Here is a 21,299-nt window from a genome sequence, read left to right on the forward strand (position 1 = left end):
TCGCCGTCCGTTACGAAGCCACCGTCACCATCGCCGCGATCAACCAATGGCTATGACCCTTACCAAACACGGCCTAGTGGACCTTGACCGCTACCGCAAGCTGCTGCGGGAACGGGTCCAGCCGCACGTCAGAGGACTTAACATTACCTTCTTTCCGATCGATGATGACAAGGGCGTGCTAGCCATCGATGTTCCGCGCCAGCACGAATCGGCCAAGCCGTTCATTGCGGATATCCTCGATGGGAGGAGAGCGCCCGCTGCCGTCGGGGTGCCCATCCGAGACAGCGACGCCACGCATTGGCTTTCGCACAGCGACCTTCAAAAGCTGCTTTCGGCAGGATGGAACGCGTTGGACGGCCCGCGGGAGAACATCGTCCGGGCACTTCATGAAGCCGTCGCCTCAGCGCTACCGATGCGGGAGAAACCACATGTTCCGCTTGTCGGCGTTGGGTCAGGCGCGATGAGGCGGAATTTCGAGACCGCATATGCCGCAGCAGGCGGTGAATCAGTGCTTGGCCATCCAACCGAGGCGGTTACCTCGCTTGGCCCCGGCTTCATACAGCCACTCTCAGGCAACGGCGAGCAACCCGGGCCAATCTTGTCCGCGCTACCCGGTCACGGCTGCGCGGTCGTGCCGTATCAGGTCTGGGAGAGCATGTGCCGCGCCGGAGGCGATGCGAATCAAGAATCCAGCATCAGCAAGATCGGGTTGCCGAAGACGCCAGCCGACGGGACGCCCTTGATTCTTGACCGTGATGCCACGGTAGTGGAACTCGATGGCGGAAGCTGGCCGGCAGGCCGCCTTAGTCGCTCATCGCCGCACGGGCTGTGGATGTGGCGCCCCATTCCGCAGCTTGATTTCCAGATAAGTTACAACAGCCACTGGACCAACGGCGACGACGTAGACGTCGTCGTCCGTGCCGTGCTCGACATTTCCTGGCAAGGGTATCCGCAGCGCTCTCGTTCCTTATCGAGGGCAGTTCGGGCGGACCACCAAGCTTTGCTGGCAGGTACGGGGTTCGCAGCGGTGCTGTCAAGCCTTTCTGCCCGTCGTGGCGCCAGGATTGCCCCACCGCCTTGGGAGCCAGCAGACGGACTACACACCTATCACTCCGGGACGAGTTCGCACATGCGCGCCCGCATTACTGCACCTGATGGTGCCCAAGCACTGGCAGCGAACGGGATCCTCCAACTCGGCACCCTTCGCTCTTCATCGTCTGTGATTGGATATGTAGATCTGAGTATCAACCTAGCTGCGTGGCGTAATGCCCTCGTGGATTCGGGAGCCTTCCTAACAGAGGAAGCCGACATTAGGCTTTCGCTCCCAGAGGTCATCGAGGTGTTAACCTCGGCGTGGAGTACAGCGCTTACTCTGCCGACTGCCCTAGCGGTCTCCTACGACGATCTGCCACTGGCTGCCCCGCCGTTCATCGAAATGCACGTGCGAGCAGGCACACGCGCCGACAGCGGTGGCGGCTATCGCCAACTGAGCCTGGCAGAGGCCGTTGATTTTTCGGTCCTAGGGGCGACTTCGGAGGTATTCCGATCAGAGACCGGGCTGCGGGTCGTGGGCCCCTTCGGACTTAATCGAGCCTCACAACGCCGAATGGTGGCCGAGGGCCTCGATGAGCTGGCCCTTGGATGGGGACACTTCAACATCGACTCGGAAGCCCTGTTCGCCGAGATTACAGACTGGCCGCTGTAGCCGACAGCCGTCGTTTGTTGTCCCACGCGAAGCCGAAGGTGGCCGACGGCTGGCTGCGGCACCTCGGGGGGCAAGCTGACCCATCATTTTGTGACGCAGGTACTTCGTGCGGTCAACCAAAGTTGAATGGCTCTATCCGGCCCGGCACATCGACGATCAGCGGATAAGTGTCCTTACCCGCTGAATATCGAGGTGGTCTCAGCGGATAAGAAGATTGGTGGACCGCGACGGGGGTTCGGCTACCCCCGCGGACCCGACCGCAGCCGTCGAGGAAGCCCTCGCGGCGCTGCACCGACACCTCGACCGGTGCGCCCTGCATCGAGCGCGGCAGCACCCCATCGGTCAGGCCGAGCAGGGCGGCGACCTGCGACCGCGTGGGTGCCCGGTCCACCACGTACTTCGCGGCGAGATAGTCGACGTACTCTTGGTGCCGGAAGGCGACAGTGTCCCGCGGAGCGGTGTCGAACAACGCGCTGCCGAGCACCTCCGCGTAGACCTCGCGCCCAATCGTGACGTCCGGACGGTCCGGCTCGGGCACGGTCGGCAGCTCGGCGATCGCGACGGCGGTCTGACCCGCGCCAGTGCGGAACGCGAACCGGCCGACCCCGCCGAATGCAGCGAACACGGCCAGCCGGCCGGCCGTGCGGCGCCGCATGTCCGCGCCTGTCCGCAACGGCTGCCGAAGCTCCTCCCGCTCGGCCAGCAGCCGCTGGACCTCTGACTCCAGAGCGTCTGCGCGCTGGCCGGGAAGACGACCCGTCTCCTGCCACTGTCGGGCCGCCGCGATGAAGTGCAACAGCGAGGCGCTCAACCGGCTACGGCCCGCCGCGGCCAGCACGTCCAGAAAGCCCTCGTCGACCTCGATGCAGGCGAGCAGGCGGCGGGCCGCGTCACGAGTCATTGGCAGCAGGCGCAGTCTCTCGAAATTCTTGACGCCGTCAACGAATGAACTGGTCCAGGCCGAAGGGCGGCACGCGAGCCGCCACCTGACCCCATCGGTCCCGGGGCCGGACATCGCCCGGTTCACGAGTCGGACAAGGGCCGGCTCGGTAAGCAGGGCCTCGTCCAGAGAATCGAGGTAAATCGGTTTCCCGCACGCGATCGCCGCACCGATCGTCCGGCCGATGTCGGCGCCCCGGAGCCCGACGAGGTCGACCTCGAGGCCGTCCTCCCGCCGCCGCAGACCGTCGAGGACGACCGACTTTCCGACGCCGCCTGGCGCGAGCAGCACAAAGCTTCCCGGCCGCCCGGCAAGGTCCCCGGCCAGCGTCATGCTGGCCGCCGCGCCGTCGAGAAAGCCGTCACCGTCCAGCGGCGTGTGCTCCTCGTCCGCGCCCTGGACATGGCGTTCGACTGCGCCGATGGTCAACAGCCCCTCCGCTCTGCGTTGCGCATTCATCCTAGAAAAATGGGGATCGGCGGCCAAACCGAGGAATGGCCTCAGTTTTCGGCAGTCGCCGCCAGTTGACTTGGTCCCTCGGTGGATTTGCCGCTTCATGATCGGTTGCAGGCCCGGCGCTGCGGGAGGCGGGCTTCTTGGGATGTGGCTGGGCAGGTCCTATCTGCCCGTCATGCCGACGGTCCATCGCAGGACTTTCGGGGCGGTCTCGCTGGCGATGTCGAAGCCCAGCTTGTCGCTCGCTGCATCAGCAAGCGCCGCCACATGCCCGGCGAACTGCCCGTCCTCGGCTGACACGAGTATGGCCTGCCATACGGCCCGCCAGGTAGGCGGTAGAGGTATCCACCTCCCGGTTGGCATGATCTGGCGGTGGAGTGTTGACCGCGATGCCGTGTGCCTTCAGGTGCCGGAGCAGATGCGGAATCCGGCCCGTCCCAGCCCCCATTAGGCAGGCAGTGCTCGGGCGGCCTCGACCGGGGAACGGGGAAGCTCGAGACCGGAATGCATCTCCACGCCGACGAACCTAGGCAGGTCGATCAGAGGCAGCTGCACGCGTTTCTCCAGCGCCAACGTGAGCTCACCCACCTGATCGACATGTTCGGTCGCCTGGTTCCGCTGCCATGCCCGTGCAGTGCGGAGGTAGGGAGGTGCGCTCCGACGCGTCGATGCGGGCGTGCGGCTGGCCGGCGACGAAGAAGGCGATCGGCACGTTGAGCTCGTCAGCGAACCGCTTGGTTGGTCTCGGCGAGCCGCGCCCTTCGCGGTGGCCATGCGTGGGCGGTGCCCGGTGCCGACGGGGGACGTGGTCACAGCGCGACGAGGGTTGACTTCGCGCGGGTCAGCGCGACGTAGAGGATGCGGTGATTGCTATTGAGCGGGTCGAGACCGCCGGCGAGTGCTGCCTTCTCCGTGCCGGTCAGGCAGACTCCGACGGCCTCCCATTCGCGGCCCTTGGCCTGGTGCACTGTGAGGCCGGGGACAGGATGTGTGACGTTGCGGTGCAGGAACGCCCGCAGCCACCTGAGTGGTTCGGTGTAGGCGTGGTGTCGGGGCCGGAAGTGGCGGGTGGACTCGGTGCCGATCGCTGTCACGAGGGCGTCCCAGGTGTCGTTGACAGCTGTCGTCGCGGGCGAACGCAGGATGTCCAGTACGTCGATTAGGTGTGGGCGCAGCCGGTCACGGGTTGCCGGGTCGGTTATGCCGAGCAGCCGGTAGGACTCCTCGGCGAACACGGCACGCTGACCGAACGCGGCGCTGGTCACCAGATCCGCCAGCAGGGTAGCGGCGGCCCGCTCGACGGTGTTGGGGCTGTTGAACGACATCGGCAGGACATCGCCGCCAGCGGTCCATAGGGTCTTCCACTCGTGGGCCAGGACAACGTCGAGGGCAGCGCCGTCACGCGGTGGCAGGGCGACCGGTTTCCGGTCGCGCAGATCCCGAGTGAGAGCGATGCAGTGCGGGCTGCGGAACCGGAACGAGCGGGTGAGTCGATAGGTGTGTAGTCCTTGGGCAGTGACAAAACCGTTGATCAGGTGGGTGCGGGCACCCCGAAACTCGTACAGTGCCTGCCACGGATCGCCGATCAGGGTCACTGTGACGCCGTGGTGCCTGGCTAGGCTGATTAGGTCGAGGTCGAGCTGGTTGGCGTCGAAGACCTCGTCGATGAGCAGGCCGCGGACGGTGGCCGCCAAATAGCCGCCGAGGAACGCAGCGAGGTGCCGGTCACTCAACGCTGCGGCAACAACGGCACGTACGTCGTCGTGGGTGCAGGTGCCAGTGAGGATGTTCTCCCAGTACGCCGGGCCGGTTATCCGCGCTTCGAGGGAGTCCCTAACCCGGGTCTGGACTATGGTTCGGTTACTTACCGTCAGCGTCTGTTTAGTGGTGGTACGGGTGTGAGGGTGGGCGGTGCTCCACTTGTCGAGGACCCGCAGGTCGGCATGTCCTCGCGGCCATCTCAGCTCCCCACGGCGCAGGAGATGATGGAGTAGTTCTAGCAGCAGGGTGTCGATGGTGACGACGCGGTTCGGTGACCGCAGAGCTCCGGGGCCCCAGGTGCGTACGATGCGCTGGCGCAGTTCCCAGGTTGCGGCGCGGGTGAAGCTGACTGCGACGATCGCCCGAGGGTCGGCCAGGGCGCTGTAGTGCAGGAATCCGTACCGTTCGGCAGCCACCGTTGTCTTACCCGAGCCGGGCCCCGCCTCGATGAACACAGCCGGTTCAGTCGCGGCCGCGGCGAGCAGCTGTTCGCTGGTCAGTCCTTTACCCCTGGCCGCCGGCGCTGCGGGTGTCGCGGATCCGGTCGCTGATGCGCTCATAGGTCGCCGCTGGCTCAGAACGGCAGGTCGGTGGTGACCGGGTCGGGCAGGGCAGCGTTCGGGTCGGACAGGAAGTCGTAGAGCGCTGCGATGTGCCCGGGGACGGTGATCGTCGCCGGGTCGGTACGGACGCGGTGTTCCAGCAGTTGTGCCAGGTTGAGGGAGAACTGCGCCTTCAGCCCCTTACCGGGACCCTCCGGGCGGGTGCCGTCGGAGCTTCTGCTGGCGAACAGTCGGTAGACGCCGGCTACGTCGAGCGGCTCGGGCACGTCCAGGCCGGTGTCGCGCAGTGCGGCGGTGAACAGGTCCTCGTTGCCGGTGACGAGTGATGGTTCGAGTGTGGGGTGGCTGATGAAATATCTCAGTGTGTCATGGTCGTAACTGCTGACCCATGCGGGCGGGCCGTACGACGCGTCCGGCTGCTTGTCGCTGTCGGCGAGGACCGCGACTCGGGTCGCGAGTTCGTAGCCGGGTGTCGCGAGCAGCTGGGCCGGCCACTCGCCGACTTTCCAGCCCATCACCGTGATCGTGAGCGCGTCGACGAAGGCCGCCTTGTCGGTATCGTCGCCGGCCCAGACCCGGCCAAACAGTCGTAGCACCGCGGCCTCGGTGACGCCTTCGACGAACACGACCCGTTCGGAGAACAGCGCTGCTGATCGGGTCGCGTCCATGTGCAGCCGGGCGAACCGCAGTACCTTGTCACGGTCCCCGCGGGGCAGGAGCCCGACCGGCCGTGTCACGTGAGCACCGCTGGCGGTACGGCGCACCACGACCAGTTCCTCGGGCAGGCAGGAGGTGACGATGTCGGTGGCGTGGCTCGACAGGATTACCTGCAGCTCCGGACGCTGCTCGACCACCTGGCGAAGATACCGGGCCAGGGCGTGCTGCAGCTGCGGGTGCAGGTGCGCCTCTGGTTCCTCGATCACGACGGTGGCGTGGAACGGCGTCGACGGGAAGAACGAGTCGTCCTCCGAATCTCGCTCGGCTTTAGCCTGTGCCAATCTGGCTGTGGCAGCCGTCACCTGTGCGTCTGGACTATCCACGGGTTCCTGCACGCCCGAGACGCCTCCCTCCGGCGGATCCATCATCGGTTCATCGGTGCCCGGTGTGACGGTTTCACCGCCGGGTGCGGCGCCCAATGCCAGGGCGTTGACGTCTGCGGCCGTGTCGGCCGCGTGCAGGGCTGTCGAATCCGGGATAGCGGCCAGGGTCACCGCGATGTGCAACAGGTTGACGTACCCGAGCCCGCTGATTTCGAGCTGACGGGCCTCGGCCCGGTCTGCAACGGTAGCGAGCATCAGCTCCAGCACCCGGGCCAGGTATTCGTCGTTGACCGCTTGGCCCCGCACGAACGGCCACTGCCGCGAGACGCCGGCGGTGAGATGCCGCAGATGTTCACCGACACGCTGCTCGATACTTTGCAAGATTTCGTGCTGGGCCAGCGTGTCCAGCAAGCCTGCCGCCATGCCCCGCAGCGTCCGCAAGTTGCGGCTGCCGGTTAGCCGCTGCTGCTGTGCGCGCAGCAGTTCCACCAGAACACGGGCTTCTCGGCGGGCGAGGTCGTCGACTGGGTTTCGCCACGCCGGCAGATAGATCACCCGGATGTCGTTGATCAGGTCGGTGGCGTGTTCCAGGTTTGTGGCGACGCGCCCGAGGTCCCGGCGCAGCCCGTACGTCCAGGTTCCCGCGATGCCGGTGCTAACCGTTCCCGCTGCCAGTTGCAGATTGGTGCCCAGCGGCCCCTCGTCCGTGGGGCTCGCGGCGTACGAGTACTCCACCATGATGCTGCGGCCGCCGGGGCCGAGAGTTGCCGACGGAGGGTTGGGAAGGCGGGGGAACCGCAACCGGTGGCCCAGGAAGACCGCATCGCAGATCGTCGACTTGCCGGCGTTGTTGGCGCCGAGCAGCACCGAGAACCGTCCTGGGATGGTGCACTCAAGGACGCCGTTGGCGCTGGCTCGGAACCCGGTGATCACTATTTTGCTGAGATGCATCGGCCGTTCCCCGTGTCATAGGCGCCGTTCGACTTGCCGATGGTCCAGTGTGCCGCACCGCGACAACGACCGGAACCCGCAGAAGACGGATTAGACGCTTCGCAGGCGCTGATCTGTGCGGCTGTGACTCTTGACCGCGGTGTTGAGGTCGTCGATCACTTGGGCGTAGCAGCTCACAGTCGCCCGGAGATCCTCGATCTCCTCACGGAGTTCTCGGTTGGCCTTCTCAAGCTTTTCGACGCGCTCGCGCCAAGGACCCAGGACAGGTGAGGAGATTCCCAGCGTCTTGGCCCTGGACTGAAAAATATGCATCAGGTCGACGTGTCGGTGCGTGAGCTTCCACCGCTTCACGTCCGCTTCAACTGCAAGCTGTATGACGGTGAGGTCGCCGTTGGACCGCCGAGGAGAGCAGCACGGTCGCACCGAAGTGCCGCACGAGCAGCCGGAGTCCGTCGAGGATCGGCGCGAGCATTGCGTGCGGCAGCGCCTGCACCTCGTCCAGCACGATCACCGAATTGGCCAGCCGGTGCACTCGGCGCATCGCCGATGGCTTGCGGGCGTACAACGATTCGAAGAGCCGGACGAAGGTGGTGACGACGAACGGTGCGTTCCAGTTCTCGGCTGCCAGCCGCGCCCACCGGCCGGCTTTCGGGTCGTCGAAGTCGGCCTGGCTGTGGTGTTCCAGGACGATCGGCTCAGCAGCGTCTTCGTCGAGCAGCCGACGGTAGACGGCGGCGTTCTGCTCGGTGATGGTGAGGAACGGAACCGCCACGATCACCCGACGCAGGCCATGCTTCTCCGCGTGCCGCAGCGCGAACCCGCCGCTCGCGAGGGTCTTTCCCGCCCCGGTCGGCGCACCGAGGCGGAACACCCCACGATCCCGATCAGCCGCCGCGAGGCAGTCTGCGTAGACCTGCTCGCGCAGACTGCCGATCGGTGTGCCGCCGCGCCCGGCGAGTTCGTCACGCCGCCGCTGCTCGAACAGCTTGTAGAGGTGGCCGAAGTCGGCGTCCGGTCGCACCCGTGGGCTGGCCAATCCCTGGAAGTGCGCGCTGGTGTCCAGGCTGTCCGCGTCGACCAGAGCGCTGTAGCACAGACGCAGTGCCATCTCCCCCACCAGCGGATCCGCCCGCCAGTCCGCCGGCACCAGACGGTCGAGCCGTTCCGGCAGGCCCGGCAACAGCCTGGGCAGTTCGCGCTCCGCGGACGTCACGTTGCTGGGCGCGTCAGCAAGTCGACCCCGGAATGCCGCGCGCAGTTGTGGCGCATCGATCAGCCCACCGTGGTGGCCAAAGATTGCGCCGGCGAAGGCGCCGAGTCCACGTTCGTGCGCGATCCGGGCGCCGAGTGACTTATGGTCGATGCCGACAGGGCGGCCGGTGGATGCGACAGCAGCAAGTTTGTCCTGCCAGGCGCAGGCGGCCTTGCCCACGTCATGCAGCGCACCAAGCCAGTACGCCACGTCACCCCCGCCAAACGGGACGGTAAACCGTCGGGCCAGTTCTGCTGTGCTACGTAGATGATCTGCAAGAGAATGCCACCGGCTGCTACCAGGAGCAGGGCTGTGCGCCCAGAGCGATCCCATACCAGACACGAACGGTCCCTACGAACGTCGTTGAATTGCCTCGCCAATGAATCGGGGATTCAACACCAGTGCCTTGAGGTATCGGTGCTTGCTGGTTTGTTCGGCGTGTCGAGGTGACGCGATGCAGCCGCCGCCCGCGCCTGGGTAAGGGCGCCGGGAAGATAATCGCCCAGCCTTGTCCGGGTTCCTCCGGCTCAAGGCGGCAAGCCTGCGTATTGGCTTGGCTGTGGATCAAGGGGTCGAGGAGCCGGTGCAGGACGTCCGCCCGGTTGTCGGCGTCCGGCACCAGCCACTCGGCGACCGGGTCCCGGGACAGTGCGTCGACCAGCAGCGCGGTGACGGCGGGAACATCGGCCGGGCGCGCCCGGCGTACGGAGGTGGTCATGGCGGGGGTTCACCGCGGCCGCCGGTAGTACGGATTGGGTGGTGGGAACGACGCGCGGACACCCCCGTTGAGCTGGCCGCGCCACATGGGCCAGAAGGGTGGCCCGGCCGATGTGGGCTGCATCGGCGGCCCGGCGTCGTAGCCGTGGTGGGCGTACAGGTCGCGGTTGCGGGGGTTGCTGGCCTCCAGGTACGCGGGCAGGTTCTCGGCGTCCAGTGCCTGGTGGGCGTGGGCGAGTAGCGCGGACCCGACGCCCCGGCTCTGCAGGGCCGGGTTGACGCCGATGTAGGCGAGGTAGGCGTGCGGCAGGCGTGGGTGGCGGGCTTCGAACATCGCGTCGAGGAGCAGGAACTTCGGCGCGTACCGGCCGGTGGCTTCCTCCAGCCCGTACATGTGGTCGGGGTGAGGTAAGGGTGTCTCGTCGCGCTGGTACCAAATCGCGACCCCGGTCAGGTCGTGGGTGGTGTCGACTCTGCCGTAGTGCAGGCCGAGGGCGAGCATGTACCGGAAGTAGCCGGTGAATACCTTCAGCCGGTCGGCGGGCTCGGGGACCGCCCATTCGGCGACTGTTCCGGTGGAGAACGCTTCCGCGAGCACGGGTAGCAGCGCTGGTACGTCGTCGGCGGTGGCCTGCCGGACGGTGAGATCGGTGCGGGGCGTTACCATGCTGGGCCTCCTCAGACGGGCTGGCGAATGGGATCGAAGGTGCGTAGGGGCGCTGTCGCGCTGTCGGCGCCGAGACCGATGGTCCGGTAGACGTCGGGTCGGGCGGCGCGCAGTGTGAACGCCCACGCCAGCCCGATGGCCGCGGCGACGGCGTAGCTGGCGGGGAACATCCATCGCAGCGGGGAGGTCGGCTCGACGCCGAGGAGGGCGTCGAACTGTTCGACGGTGACGACGAGGATCGCGCCGAGGGCCAGGGCGGACAGCAACGGCGCGACCGTGGTGCGCCACATGCCGTCGAGGTGGGCGGTCCGGGTGAAGTAGCTGACCACGGCTACCGAGGTGCCGGTCATGAGGATCAGCACGCCGAGCGCGCCGAGGGAGGTGAGCCAGAAGAACAGGTGCACGATCGGGTCGGCGTCGGCCAGCACGTACCCGGTGAGCACCACCAGGGCGAGGGCGGTCTGGAGGATCGAGCCGGCCTTCGGCGCGCCCGTGCGCCGGCTGGTCCGGCCGAGGACGCTGGGGAGGACCCGTTCGCGGCCGAGCGCGAACGCGTACCGGGCGACCGTGTGGTGGAAGGACAGCAGGGCGGCGAACAGGGAGGTGATGAACAGCCACCGGCCGAGGGTGACCAGCGACGGGGTGAGGTGCGGGGCTACGAGGTTGAAGATGAGGTCGGTGCCCTCGGTCTGGGCGGCTGCGACGATCTGGTCGGGCCCGGTGGCAACGGACATGGCCCACGCCGACAGCCCGTACAGCAGGCCGGTGACCGCCACGGCGATGTACGTGGCGCGGGGCACCGTCCGTTGGGGGTCCTTGGTCTCCTCGGCGAACACCGTGGTGCCTTCGAAGCCGACGAACCCAGCGATCCCCGTGACGAGGGCGGCGCCGATGCCAGGCCCGATCAGGTTGCCCGGGGCGAGGGTGTCGAAGCTGACGCCGCCACCGTTGACGGGTCGGGCAACCATCACAGCGTCATAGACCAGCGCGATGACGCACTCGGCGACCAGTAGGACGGCGAGGACCTTGCCGTTGAGGTCGATGCGCAGCACGCCGAGCACGGCGATCACCGCGCAGGCGATCAAGGCGCACAGCCACCAGGTGGTGTCCATCCCGAACCGGTCATTCAGGAACCCGGACAGAACCGCGCCGAAGACGCCATACAGGCCGATCTGCATGCTGTTGTAAGCGACCAGCGCGATCATCGCGGCGGCAACTCCGGCCGGCCTGCCGAGGCCCCGGGTGACGTAGGTGTAGAACGCTCCGGCGTTGACGATCCGCCGGGACATGGCCACATAGCCGACGGCGAACAGGGCCAGCACCGCCGCGACCACCAAATAGGCCAGGGGGATGCCGAGCACGCCGGTGACGGCGTATCCGGTGGTCGCGCCGCCGGCGACGGCCGTCAGCGGCGCGGCGGCCGCCACGACGAAGAACACCACGGCGGGGATGCCGAGCCGGCCGCGCGCCAGCACCGCGGACACGGTGTCAGGGTGATGTCTGGACATGGGAAAGCTGCCCCTCTCACGGGGTTGAAGGGTGAACGGTGGGGTGGTGCGCCGCAGCTGCGCTCAGGTGCGGTGACTCAGAACGGTGTGACCGATCGCCGTATCCAGGTCGGCGAGGAGTTCACGCATCGGCTGCGGAGCGGCCGCCAGCAGGCGCCGCAGATGCGCGCCGACCGCGTAGGGCGCGCCGTCGAGAATGAACTGGTCCAGGCGGCAGGACACGGCGATGCCGGCCAAAGCGAGGTCGAACGCGTCCAGTTCCTCGTACTGGCGCAGCTTCGCTGACAGGCGGGCCCACGACCAGGCGGCGACGTTCATGTCCGTCGGAACGTGCACCGTGACCGTGCGGAGGAAGCGCCGCTGCTGCTGCGGTTCGACCTTGCCGACCTGCCACAACCGTCGCGCCACCTCCTCGTGCGCAGTCGCGGCAAGATACGACAGCCACGTGCGGGTAGCGGTGTGCTGAGGTTCGCCGACAAGCCGGTCCAAGACGATGTGTTGCAGCGCGTCAGCCGGCGGCCGGTGATCGAGCACGTAGATGCGCCCCCGGTCGAACGAGATCCGACCGGCGGCGGCCAACTCGCCGAGCAGCGCGGCGGCCAACCCGTGAGTGATCGCGCTCTGGTGCAGGCGGGGACGGCCGGTCTGATCGTCGTGGGCGATCAGGAAGAACTCGTCAGCCAGCAGCACCGGCCGACCCGAGCCAGTCCCCCGGGCCTGCCGGTGCCTTGCGGGTGTGGGCTCCAGGTGCAGGTGCACTGCCGGTCGGTGATCTTCTGCGCCAGGAGGTGTAGGGATCACCGCTACTGGCCTTCCTCAATCGGAGCTTCTACGGGCACCGGGATCTTGAGTTCCTTGAGGACGTCGCGCCCGCCTGGGTGCCGGGGCAGTTCCTCGAGGGCCCATGCGTGCGGGCGGTCTGCACCCCGGCTCATGTGCGGGACTGCTTCCGTAGGTGATGCGTCACCCGAGCGGTCGACTCCCCGGCCTGGATGACGAACGCAAGCAGCGGTGAGCGGATCTGCTTTTCCGCGCAGCTCACGCACGTTGGCAGCTCCGCCAGGGGCGGCCAGGTGGCCGCGGCCAACGTCCAGAGCGTGAATGATGTGTTCCATCTCCCGGGCCGCCTCTCGGGCCTGCATGCCCACAGCTGCTCCCCTGATGATCATTATCTAATGATGTGTCCAGTTGGACTTAAGGCGACGTGAATCAATGTCGGCTAGCCTCAACGGCTAGGTCCGACATTCCTCCGACAGCCAGAACGCCTGATGCTCCGTCAATTGGTGGAGCTCTGGGGAGGCCGTCGCGGACGTGCTGCTCCACGGCCTGCCCCGATGGACGCACCGGTGTCCGGGTGTCGCCTAACATGGGCTGGCTAGGCGAGCTGCCTGCCTCGTGGGCGTACTCGCGATTGCACGATAGGGCGAGCGTCCAATCGAAGACGGCCTCTAATCTGTGCTGGGTTATGCCCTAAGGCGTCAGGCGCGGCCCAATCTTGCGGGAGGGCAAGGATGGCGGACCAACACGATGCGGGCGAGGCGTGGCGAGCGCTCGGACAGCAGCTGGCCGCTCTTCGTAAGGCCGCCGGTCACACTCAGCACTCTCTCGCACCCCGGGTGCTCTCCGGCCGCAGCACCATCGCCAACACAGAGATCGGACGGCAGCGCCCTGGCCGAACCTTCTGGGAGCGCTGTGACGTTGTGCTCTGCGCCAACGGTGCTCTCGTCGCCGCGTACGAGCGGACCGTCGCCATGCAGCAGCGGTACCAGCGCGAGAGAAGCTCAGCGGCATTCGCTGCGTCAGTACTGGCGGAAGTGTCCACCGCCACGGTCTCCGGCACGCAGGCCAACCCAGACGGGGAGACCGTTATGGTGACGGCTGTGGTAGGCAGGCGAGACGTGCAGATCCCCGTTAGCCGCCGCGCGCTTCTGCAGGCAGCCTCCAGCGGCCTCGTGTCGTCGCTTACAAGTGAGAGTGCAACCGCCAGGGCGAAGAATGTTGATCCGGCCCTCGTGGACCACTTCACCGCGCTGCGGTCGGTGCTTGTGGAATCTGACAACCGAATAGGGGCTGCCGCCATCCTTCCTACCGCACGTCAGCAGTTGGGCCACATCGCCGACTACCGCAGGGCTGCTCGCGGCGATCTGCGCAACGCCCTCTTATGCACAGAGGCCCGGTGGGCGGAGTTCGCAGGGTGGCTCAGCGACGACCTGGGCGACCGTGACCGCGGCGACTGGTGGCTCGCCCAGGCCTTGGTCATGGCCCAGGAAGCTGGCGACGCGGAATTCACCGCATACGTATTCGCACGCATGGCACAGCGCGCCGTCGACGCCGCCGATCAAGACCGCGTGCTCGGACTCGCTCATGCTGCCGAACGTGCCAGCAGCATTCGGAGCCAAGTACGGGCCTTCGCCGCAGTGCAACGGGCGCACGGGCACGCTGTCGACGGCGACAGCGCAGCGTTCCAGGCAGCTATCGAGGACGCTCAGCGCCTCGCCAACAGTGCCGACGCAGGCAACGGCGGCCTCGGGTCCTTCTGCACCTCCCCCTACGTGTCCGCTCAGGAAGGCGACGGTTGGCTACGGCTGGGCCGGCCTCAGGCCGCCGCCCGGTGCTTTGATCAAGCTCTGACGGAGTGGCCAGAGTCGTACCGACGCGAGCGGGGCCGCTACCTGGCTCGAGCCGCCGCCGCCCATATCGCTACCGGTGAACCCCAACAGGCCGCTCTCGCTGCGCTCGCTGCACTCGAGTTAGCCCGTCTCACCAGCTCGGCACGTATCCAGCGTGAGGTCATAGCCGTCGATCGCCAGCTCGCGAAGTTTCCGACCGAGCCAGGGGCCAAGCAACTACACGACGCCCTGACGGCCTCATGACCGGCGGCCGCAGTCCCGGGGACAGCGTCGACGTGGCCTTTATCGGCCGGGCCAACATCGACCTGACTATCCGCGTCCCTCACCGCGCCCGCCCGGGCCGCACCAGCATCGGCACCTCGCTGGCTCTCACCGCTGGCGGCAAAAGCCTCAACCAGGCAATCGCTGCAGCGCGTTGCGGCGGGCGCGCCGCCCTGATCGCCAATGTCGGCGACGACACATGGGGCCGCGAGATCAAAGCCACCCTCAACAACGCGGCAGTTGACGACCGCTACGTGCGGCCTATCCGCAGGGCGACCACCGGGGCAGCCATCATCGAGGTCACCCCCGACGGCGAAAGCTACATCACCCTCGCCCTCTCACCGAACACTGAGCTGACCACGCAGGACGTCAATGACGCCATGACCGGCCTTGCCATGAAGGCAGTGGTCGTCCAGCTTGATCTGCCGCCCGAACCCGTAACCGCACTGCTGCGTCACCGCCGCGAGTCAATCGTGATCGGCAACCTTGTTCCCCACCCCGAGCTTGACCCGGCCACCCTGCAGCACCTCGACGTCCTCGTGGTCAACCATCACGAAGCCGCCGCCATCCTCCACACCAGCACGGACAACCCCCTCGATGCCGCCAATGCGCTTCAACGTCTCGGCCCTCGTACCGTCGTCGTTACCGCCGGTCCCCACGGCGCCGCGTACACACATCCCGGCGGACATGGCACGGTTCCCGCGCCGACCGTTGAAGTCGTAGACACCACCGGGGCTGGTGACGCTTTTTTGGGCCACCTGGCCGTCAACCTAGCCCGCCACGTCCCGCTTTGGGATGCCATCACCGCAGCGGTGGACGCCGGCTCCCACGCCGTCCAGCACCCCGGAGCCCACACCGCGAAGCCGCCTCTGCCCTGATTGCAACCCTGGTTCGGGGAAGCGAGTTCACTGCTCAACCACTCCACAACGCCATTGATAACCATGCCGACTTTCAATCACCTCACCAGGCAGAGTCAGCCTGCTGGCCTTTGACGGCATCGTGGCACCCGGAGCGGTGGCACCGATCTGCCACTGCCGGTATTAGGCGCCTGGCCTGACAGGCGGTCCGCCTCGTCTTGCTGTTGCCGTCCATTCTGCAGACGCACCAGCTAAGGCGTGGTTTCCGCGAACCCGGACGGCAAGTCGGGAAGTCAAGCGGAAACAAGCCAGGTTGTGGCACTCGGACGTGCACTAGGGCATCTCAGCAGTCGCTGACAGAGGAGCTTTCAGCTCATCGCATAGCTGGGCCGCATCGGTGCACGCTACCGCAGCGTTAGCGGCCGACGGAGGCACGGGATTCCGTGCAGGGCGCAAACCCGCTTGCGGGAACGTCCGCACATGTCATGTCGGAATTTTGTGTCGAGGCTGCCCGACATCCGGCCACTCAGCGTTCAGTGTTCGTGTGCTTGACACATGGAACCGCCGCCTGCGGCACGCCCCCGCCGGCAGCACAGACACCCACCGCCCCTCGACTCCCGCCTCGGCGCGGGCAGCTACCGGCCGGGCGACGGTCTCGCTGGCCGACCCGCCCCTCCTCACGCATGTGTGGCAGCGGGTGTTCGCGCAGCGGTCCGGAATGGGCGGGCAGCGATGATGGCCCGGGCGATGGTGACCGGTGCTGCCGGGTTCATCGGCTCGCATCTGGTCGATGCGCTTCTCTCTCGTGGTGTCGAGGTGGTTGGCCTGGACCGTCGCCGGCTCGGTGAGCACGCCATTGCGGATGAAAATCTAGCGGCAGCGGTCGGGAATCCTCTATTCACCCCGCTGTGCCGGGACCTGTCCTCCGACCGGCTTGACGACGCCGTGGACGGCTGCGACACCGTGTTTCACCTGGCCGCCCGGCCAGGAGTCCGACCGTCGTGGGGCACGGAGTTTGTCGACTACGCCCAGGCCAACGTGATCGGCACTCACCGGCTACTCGACGCCTGTGCCCGCTCGGGCGTGCAGCGACTGGTGTATGCCTCGTCGTCGAGCGTCTATGGCCCGGCGAACCGGCCCAGCCGTGAAGCTGACCCGACCTGTCCGGTCTCGCCGTACGGGGTGAGCAAGCTCGCCGCCGAGCATCTGTGCCTGGCCCACGCCCGCCGCCCCGACAGCCGGCTCACCGTCCTGGCGCTGCGCTACTTCACCGTGTACGGGCCGCGGCAGCGACCGGACATGGCTATCGGTCGACTGTTGTTCGCCGCGTACACCGGCTTCCCGATCACGATCTTCGGCGACGGCAGCCAGCGGCGGGAGTTCACCTACGTCGGCGATGTCATCGCCGCAACGATCGCCGCCGCCCACGTGGATACCCGGTACGCCGTGGTTAACGTCGGCGGCGGGGCGAGCGTCTCCATGCGCGGCGCCATTGAGGAGGCGTCCAAGGTCACGGGCCGGCACATCCCGGTCCAGGTGGCGGACGCCCAGCCCGGGGACGTTCCGTCGACGTCGGCCGACCTGACCCGCGCGGGCCAGCTGCTCGGCTACTGGCCCACCGTCGGTTTGCACGAGGGCATGGCCCGCCAGTCCGCCTGGCTGGTCAACCTTTCCCGCGACCGACTCGCCGCCTTTACCTCCTGACCCCGAAGGAACCCTCACATGATCGTGTTAACCGCGGACTCCGCGAGCGAGCTGTTCACCGCCGCCTGCCAGGCGGTGCTGCTCAACGGCCGAACGGCCTGCCCCCGCGACCTGATGACCACCGAGGTCGTCGGCGCGCACCTGTGCCTGACGAACCCGCGGCGGCGGCTGGTCGCCGTCCCACCCGCCCGCGTGATCAACCCGGCGTTCGCGGTCGCGGAGGCCCTGTGGATCCTCTCCGGCTCCGACGACCCGTGGATCTTCGACTTCAACGACAACCTGCGCCGGTACGCCGATGACGGCGTGCTGCAGGGCGCGTACGGGCCGCGGATCCGCCGATGGGGTGGCAGCATCGACCAACTCGACGTGGTCGCGCGGAAGCTGTCGTCCGACCGGGATTCGCGGCAGGCCGTCATCCAGATCTACGACCCGTCTCGTGACCACCGCGGCTATCGGGATGTGCCGTGCACGCTCGGGTACCGGTTCTTCATCCGGCAGGGCCGTCTCGTGATGCACACCAGCATGCGCAGCCAGGACCTGTGGCTCGGCTTCCCGTACGACATCTTCGCCACCACCCTCCTCCAGGAGTTGATGGCCGGGTGGCTCGGAGTCGAGGTCGGCGAGTACCACCACCACATCGACTCGCTGCACCTGTACGCCGAACATGCTTCGGCCGCCGCCGAATGCCTCCGCCACCAGCCCGAGGTCACGGAGATGCCGCCGATATCCGTGGCCTGGACCAGCTTGGATGCCGTCCTCACGCAGGTCATCTCCGGCGAGAGCAGCCTGAGGGACGGCAGCCCATGGGACACGTTCGGGCGCGTGCTGGCCGGCTATCGAGTCTGGAAGACCGGCGAGCGGGACCAGGCGCGCAAGCTCGCCCACCACACGCCCGGCCCGCTCGGCACCGCCCTCACCGCCTGGTACGAACACCTCACGCCGGCAACGCTCCCCTCCGGGCACCTGTCATGACCGCGAGCGTGGTGCTCGGGCTATGCGCGTACACGCATGACTCGGCGGCGGCGCTACTGGTCGACGGCCACCTGGTCGGCTTCGTCGAGGAGGAACGCCTCGATGGGATCAAACACAGCAAGGCGTACCCGGCGCATGCCGTCACCTGGCTACTCGAAGAGGCGGGCCTGTCGCCGCAGGACGTGACCACGGTGGCGTACAACTTCGACGGGCGCCGCTACCTGTCCGCGCTGGGCCAACTGCCCGCCCACCTACGGCAGCCCGCCAGCCGCACTCGAGCTTTCGCGCGTGCCCGCAGCTTCACCCCCGTTCACCGCCGCAACCAGGCCCGGATGCGGGAGCTGTCCCAGCGTTTCCCACGCGCCCGCCTCCAGCCCGTGCAGCACCATCGCGCCCACGCCCTGTACGCGTTCCTCGCCTCCGGGGTCAACGACGCAGCGGTAGTGATCGTCGACAGCCTCGGCGAGCTGCAGACCACCACCACCTGGCACGCCCGCCGAGACGGCCCGCGACTCATCCTTGACCTGCGGCATGCGATCAACGATCCGGCGTCCCTCGGCTACGCCTACGGGGCCATCACCGAGCACCTCGGCTGGCGACGCGGCGATGAGGAAGGCACGGTGATGGCGCTGGCTGCACTCGGCGACCCGGCCCGCTTCCGGGCCCTGATGTCCCGGGCGATCCGGCTCACCGCGGACGGGTTCACCCTCGATCCGGCACTGCTCGCCCTGCGGGTGCTCTCCAGCCGCTACGGCCGAGTCACGCCCACCTTCGCCGCCGCCACCTGCCCGCCCCGCTCGCCGGCGGCGCCAGTCGAGCCCGTCCACGCGGACCTGGCCGGCGCCCTGCAGGAGCGCACCGAGCAGGTGATGCTGCATCTCGCGACCCGGGCCCGCCACTTGAGCGGATCCGGACTGCTCTGCCTAGGCGGCGGGGTCGCGATGAACTGCGTCGCGGCCGGTCTCATCGCCCAGGCCGGCATCGTCGACGAGGTACATGTACCGCCGGCACCCGGTGACTCGGGCACCGCGATCGGCGCCGCAGCCGCAGCCTGGCTGGATGTGACCGGCCGTCCGCCCGTCGACATCGCCCAGCGTTGCTACTTCGGCCCCGCCTACCCCGGCCTGGCGCTGCCAGCCGCACCCCGACCCGGTCTCCACGCGGCCGGCCTGGCCGAACCCGCGCACCACCTGGCACGGCGCTTGGCCGAGGGCGAGATCGTCGGGCTGTTCACCGGGGAGCTGGAGGCCGGGCCGCGGGCCCTAGGCCACCGGTCGATCCTCGCCTCGCCCCTGAACGCCGGTGTAGTCGAACGACTCAACGCCACCGTCAAGTTCCGCGAACCGTTCCGGCCGTTCGCCCCGGTCGTCCTCGCCAACAAAGCCGCCGAATACGTCCACCTGCGCCACCCCTCGCCGTTCATGTCGCTCGCCGCGCCCGTAACCGACCTGACCCGCGACCAACTACCGGCAATCGTGCACATCAACGGCACCGCCCGGGTGCAAACCGTCACCCGCGAACAGCACCCCTTCCTCGCCGACGTCCTCAGCACCTTCGGCGAGATCACCGGACACCCCGTCCTGATCAACACCTCGTTGAACATCAAGGGCAAGCCGATCTGCGGCACACCCGACATGGCCCTCGACTGCCTCGTCGAATCCGGCCTCGACGCGCTGCTCATCGGAGACTGGTGGGTGACGAAGTGAGGATCGGCTACAGCTTCTGGGGGTTCCTCGGCCCCGGCATCACCGACACCCCGGATGGAGGCCGCAGCCACCGCCGGACCCTGGTCGACGGACTCTGCACGGCCGGCCACGCCATTGTCTTCCTCCAGCTCAACCGGGACTTGTGCGAGGCAGGGGACGACCTCACCGGCCCTTACGGCTGGGACGTCGGCCTACCCGACATCGACGCGCTGTTCCTCGAATGGCGCTGGCCCATCCCCGGCCGCAACACCACTCCATGCGGCCGGCCCGGGCACACCTGCGACCTGCACCGCCAGGCGGACCTGCTCGCCCACTACACCCACCAGCTCGGCACTCCCACCATCCTGTGGGACAAAGACCGGCAGCTCCCCGCCACGGACCCGCTCCGCAGTACCCACAACGTCACCGTGTGTGAACCAGCCCTCCGCCCGACGCCCGGCGCCGTGCCGCTGCTGTTCCCCGTCGCCGACGCGGCCATCGACGCCGCCGACCCCGCCGCGCTGGCCGCTCTGGCCCGGTCTACCCCGCTGGTCTACGTCGGCAACCAGTACGACCGCGATGACGCCTTCGACACCTACTTGGCGCCCGCCGCGACCCAACTGCCTCACCTGGTCGCCGGCAAGTGGACCGACACCACACGCTGGCCCGACCTGTACTTCGTCGGCCGCATCGCCTTCCCCCGCGTCGCCGAGATTTACGCCGAGGCCCTCGCCACCGTCCTGCTGCTGCCCGCCCGCTACGCCGCCGCCGGGCAGATGACCCAGCGGATCTTCGAGGCCGTCCTCGCCGGCTGCGCGCCGCTCCTCCCCGCCGACGTCCGATGCGGCGCCGCGTTCGTCCCGCCATCCCTGATCGTCCACAACGCCACCGACGTCCGACACCGCGTCGGCTGGCTCACCGAGATCGCCGGCACCGGCGAGCACGTCCAGCTGATTGCCGAATGCCTCAGGCACCTCGACCCGTTCCGGCTCTCCACCCAGGTGGACGTGCTCGACCGCCTCCTGCGTCACCCGGAATCGGTGGCATCATGACTCACCGTGTCGCCCCGGCGCGACGTCCCCGGACACCTACCCTGGAGACCCATGGACAGGATCGCCATCATCGGCTGCGGCGGCAGCGGCAAATCCACCATCGCCCGGCAGCTGGCCCAGATCCTCGACGCGCCACTGACGCACCTCGACGCCGTCTACTACGACGAGCAGTGGCAGCCGTTGCCGCAGGACGAGTTCGCCGCCCAGCAGGAGAAACTCGTCGCCGGAGAACGGTGGATCATCGAGGGCAACTACGCCAGCACCCTACCCATCCGGTTGGCCGCCGCGGACACTGTCATCTTCCTCGACCTACCCGCCGCCACCTGCCTGTGGGGCATTGCCCAGCGGCGCTGGCGCTACCGAGGCGGGCAACACCACCAGGATGGCGTCTACGACCGCATTACCTGGAACTTCGTCCGGTACATCCTCGGCTACCGGCGCAGTATGCGCCCCCGGGTACAGAGCCTTGTCCGGGAACACGGACCTCACGTCCGGCTTCTCACCCTCGCCAGCCGGCGGCAGGCCAACCAATTGATCAACCGCGTGCGGGACGAACACCAGCCCTTGCCTTAACCACA

Annotated in this window: 17 protein-coding genes; 8 read left to right on the top strand and 9 right to left on the bottom strand. The window is 67.7% G+C overall.

Going from position 1 to position 21,299, the window contains the following annotated elements:
• On the top strand, positions 1-1,705 hold a 1,705-nt coding region (locus tag B0E53_RS36955), incomplete at its 5' end, for a hypothetical protein (RefSeq protein WP_210406005.1).
• A 112-nt stretch (positions 1,706-1,817) separates the two neighbouring features.
• Here the strand turns inward: B0E53_RS36955 and B0E53_RS09095 are convergent.
• From B0E53_RS09095 to B0E53_RS09130, 9 genes are all read right to left on the bottom strand, one after another.
• Positions 1,818-3,074, bottom strand: a complete 1,257-nt coding sequence (locus tag B0E53_RS09095) for a hypothetical protein (RefSeq protein ID WP_146167633.1) — start codon at positions 3,072-3,074, stop codon at positions 1,818-1,820.
• Positions 3,075-3,263: 189 nt separating this feature from the next.
• The gene (locus tag B0E53_RS37455; protein ID WP_168215280.1) at positions 3,264-3,401 is read right to left on the bottom strand and encodes a hypothetical protein; all 138 of its coding nucleotides are present in this window, start codon (positions 3,399-3,401) and stop codon (positions 3,264-3,266) included.
• A gap of 509 nt (positions 3,402-3,910) precedes the next feature.
• The gene (locus B0E53_RS09100) at positions 3,911-5,422 is read right to left on the bottom strand and encodes a UvrD-helicase domain-containing protein (protein ID WP_107075618.1); all 1,512 of its coding nucleotides are present in this window, start codon (positions 5,420-5,422) and stop codon (positions 3,911-3,913) included.
• Positions 5,423-5,436: 14 nt separating this feature from the next.
• Positions 5,437-7,416, bottom strand: a complete 1,980-nt coding sequence (locus B0E53_RS09105; protein WP_107075619.1) for an AAA family ATPase — start codon at positions 7,414-7,416, stop codon at positions 5,437-5,439.
• Between the two features lie 90 nt (positions 7,417-7,506).
• On the bottom strand, positions 7,507-7,767 hold the full coding sequence (locus B0E53_RS09110; protein WP_107075620.1) for a hypothetical protein: 261 nt from the start codon (positions 7,765-7,767) through the stop codon (positions 7,507-7,509).
• A 7-nt stretch (positions 7,768-7,774) separates the two neighbouring features.
• On the bottom strand, positions 7,775-9,001 hold the full coding sequence (locus B0E53_RS09115) for a CRISPR-associated endonuclease Cas3'' (protein WP_246835306.1): 1,227 nt from the start codon (positions 8,999-9,001) through the stop codon (positions 7,775-7,777).
• A gap of 394 nt (positions 9,002-9,395) precedes the next feature.
• A complete protein-coding gene (locus tag B0E53_RS09120; RefSeq protein WP_107075621.1) occupies positions 9,396-10,052 on the bottom strand; it encodes a GNAT family N-acetyltransferase in 657 nt (218 codons plus the stop codon).
• 11 nt (positions 10,053-10,063) lie between these two features.
• The gene (locus B0E53_RS09125) at positions 10,064-11,560 is read right to left on the bottom strand and encodes an APC family permease (RefSeq protein ID WP_107075622.1); all 1,497 of its coding nucleotides are present in this window, start codon (positions 11,558-11,560) and stop codon (positions 10,064-10,066) included.
• 63 nt (positions 11,561-11,623) lie between these two features.
• A complete protein-coding gene (locus tag B0E53_RS09130) occupies positions 11,624-12,250 on the bottom strand; it encodes a GPP34 family phosphoprotein (protein ID WP_246835307.1) in 627 nt (208 codons plus the stop codon).
• Between the two features lie 821 nt (positions 12,251-13,071).
• Here B0E53_RS09130 and B0E53_RS09135 point away from each other — a divergent pair.
• The 7 genes from B0E53_RS09135 (at position 13,072) to B0E53_RS09165 (ending at position 21,294) form a co-directional block, all read left to right on the top strand.
• A complete protein-coding gene (locus B0E53_RS09135; protein WP_107075623.1) occupies positions 13,072-14,433 on the top strand; it encodes a helix-turn-helix transcriptional regulator in 1,362 nt (453 codons plus the stop codon).
• Entirely contained in the window at positions 14,430-15,329 is a 900-nt protein-coding gene (locus B0E53_RS09140) for a ribokinase (protein WP_107075624.1), read from the top strand. The genes B0E53_RS09135 and B0E53_RS09140 overlap by 4 nt, the downstream gene beginning before the upstream one ends.
• 714 nt (positions 15,330-16,043) lie before the next feature.
• Positions 16,044-17,012 carry an NAD-dependent epimerase/dehydratase family protein gene (locus B0E53_RS09145; RefSeq protein ID WP_107075643.1) on the top strand — a complete coding sequence of 323 codons (969 nt, stop codon included), beginning with the start codon at positions 16,044-16,046 and terminating at the stop codon, positions 17,010-17,012.
• An 18-nt stretch (positions 17,013-17,030) separates the two neighbouring features.
• A complete protein-coding gene (locus B0E53_RS09150; RefSeq protein ID WP_107075625.1) occupies positions 17,031-17,984 on the top strand; it encodes a thymidylate synthase in 954 nt (317 codons plus the stop codon).
• A complete protein-coding gene (locus tag B0E53_RS09155) occupies positions 17,981-19,690 on the top strand; it encodes a carbamoyltransferase C-terminal domain-containing protein (protein ID WP_107075626.1) in 1,710 nt (569 codons plus the stop codon). Before B0E53_RS09150 ends, B0E53_RS09155 begins: the two co-directional genes overlap by 4 nt.
• Positions 19,675-20,721, top strand: a complete 1,047-nt coding sequence (locus B0E53_RS09160) for a hypothetical protein (protein WP_107075627.1) — start codon at positions 19,675-19,677, stop codon at positions 20,719-20,721. The genes B0E53_RS09155 and B0E53_RS09160 overlap by 16 nt, the downstream gene beginning before the upstream one ends.
• A 51-nt stretch (positions 20,722-20,772) precedes the next feature.
• The gene (locus tag B0E53_RS09165) at positions 20,773-21,294 is read left to right on the top strand and encodes a topology modulation protein (RefSeq protein WP_107075628.1); all 522 of its coding nucleotides are present in this window, start codon (positions 20,773-20,775) and stop codon (positions 21,292-21,294) included.
• Positions 21,295-21,299 lie beyond the last annotated feature (5 nt).

This window comes from Micromonospora sp. MH33, from assembly GCF_003013775.1.
Classification (GTDB): Bacteria; Actinomycetota; Actinomycetes; order Mycobacteriales; family Micromonosporaceae; genus Micromonospora; species Micromonospora fulviviridis.

Bases quoted from the DNA above. Each gene is read 5' to 3' on its own strand.
- B0E53_RS09140 (WP_107075624.1), top strand. From the start codon at position 14,430: ATGACCGGCGGCCGCAGTCCCGGGGACAGCGTCGACGTGGCCTTTATC.
- B0E53_RS09100 (WP_107075618.1), bottom strand. From the start codon at position 5,422: ATGAGCGCATCAGCGACCGGATCCGCGACACCCGCAGCGCCGGCGGCC.
- B0E53_RS09135 (WP_107075623.1), top strand. From the start codon at position 13,072: ATGGCGGACCAACACGATGCGGGCGAGGCGTGGCGAGCGCTCGGACAG.
- B0E53_RS09120 (WP_107075621.1), bottom strand. From the start codon at position 10,052: ATGGTAACGCCCCGCACCGATCTCACCGTCCGGCAGGCCACCGCCGAC.
- B0E53_RS09150 (WP_107075625.1), top strand. From the start codon at position 17,031: ATGATCGTGTTAACCGCGGACTCCGCGAGCGAGCTGTTCACCGCCGCC.
- B0E53_RS09145 (WP_107075643.1), top strand. From the start codon at position 16,044: ATGGCCCGGGCGATGGTGACCGGTGCTGCCGGGTTCATCGGCTCGCAT.
- B0E53_RS09105 (WP_107075619.1), bottom strand. From the start codon at position 7,416: ATGCATCTCAGCAAAATAGTGATCACCGGGTTCCGAGCCAGCGCCAAC.
- B0E53_RS09165 (WP_107075628.1), top strand. From the start codon at position 20,773: ATGGACAGGATCGCCATCATCGGCTGCGGCGGCAGCGGCAAATCCACC.
- B0E53_RS09155 (WP_107075626.1), top strand. From the start codon at position 17,981: ATGACCGCGAGCGTGGTGCTCGGGCTATGCGCGTACACGCATGACTCG.
- B0E53_RS09115 (WP_246835306.1), bottom strand. From the start codon at position 9,001: ATGGGATCGCTCTGGGCGCACAGCCCTGCTCCTGGTAGCAGCCGGTGG.
- B0E53_RS09125 (WP_107075622.1), bottom strand. From the start codon at position 11,560: ATGTCCAGACATCACCCTGACACCGTGTCCGCGGTGCTGGCGCGCGGC.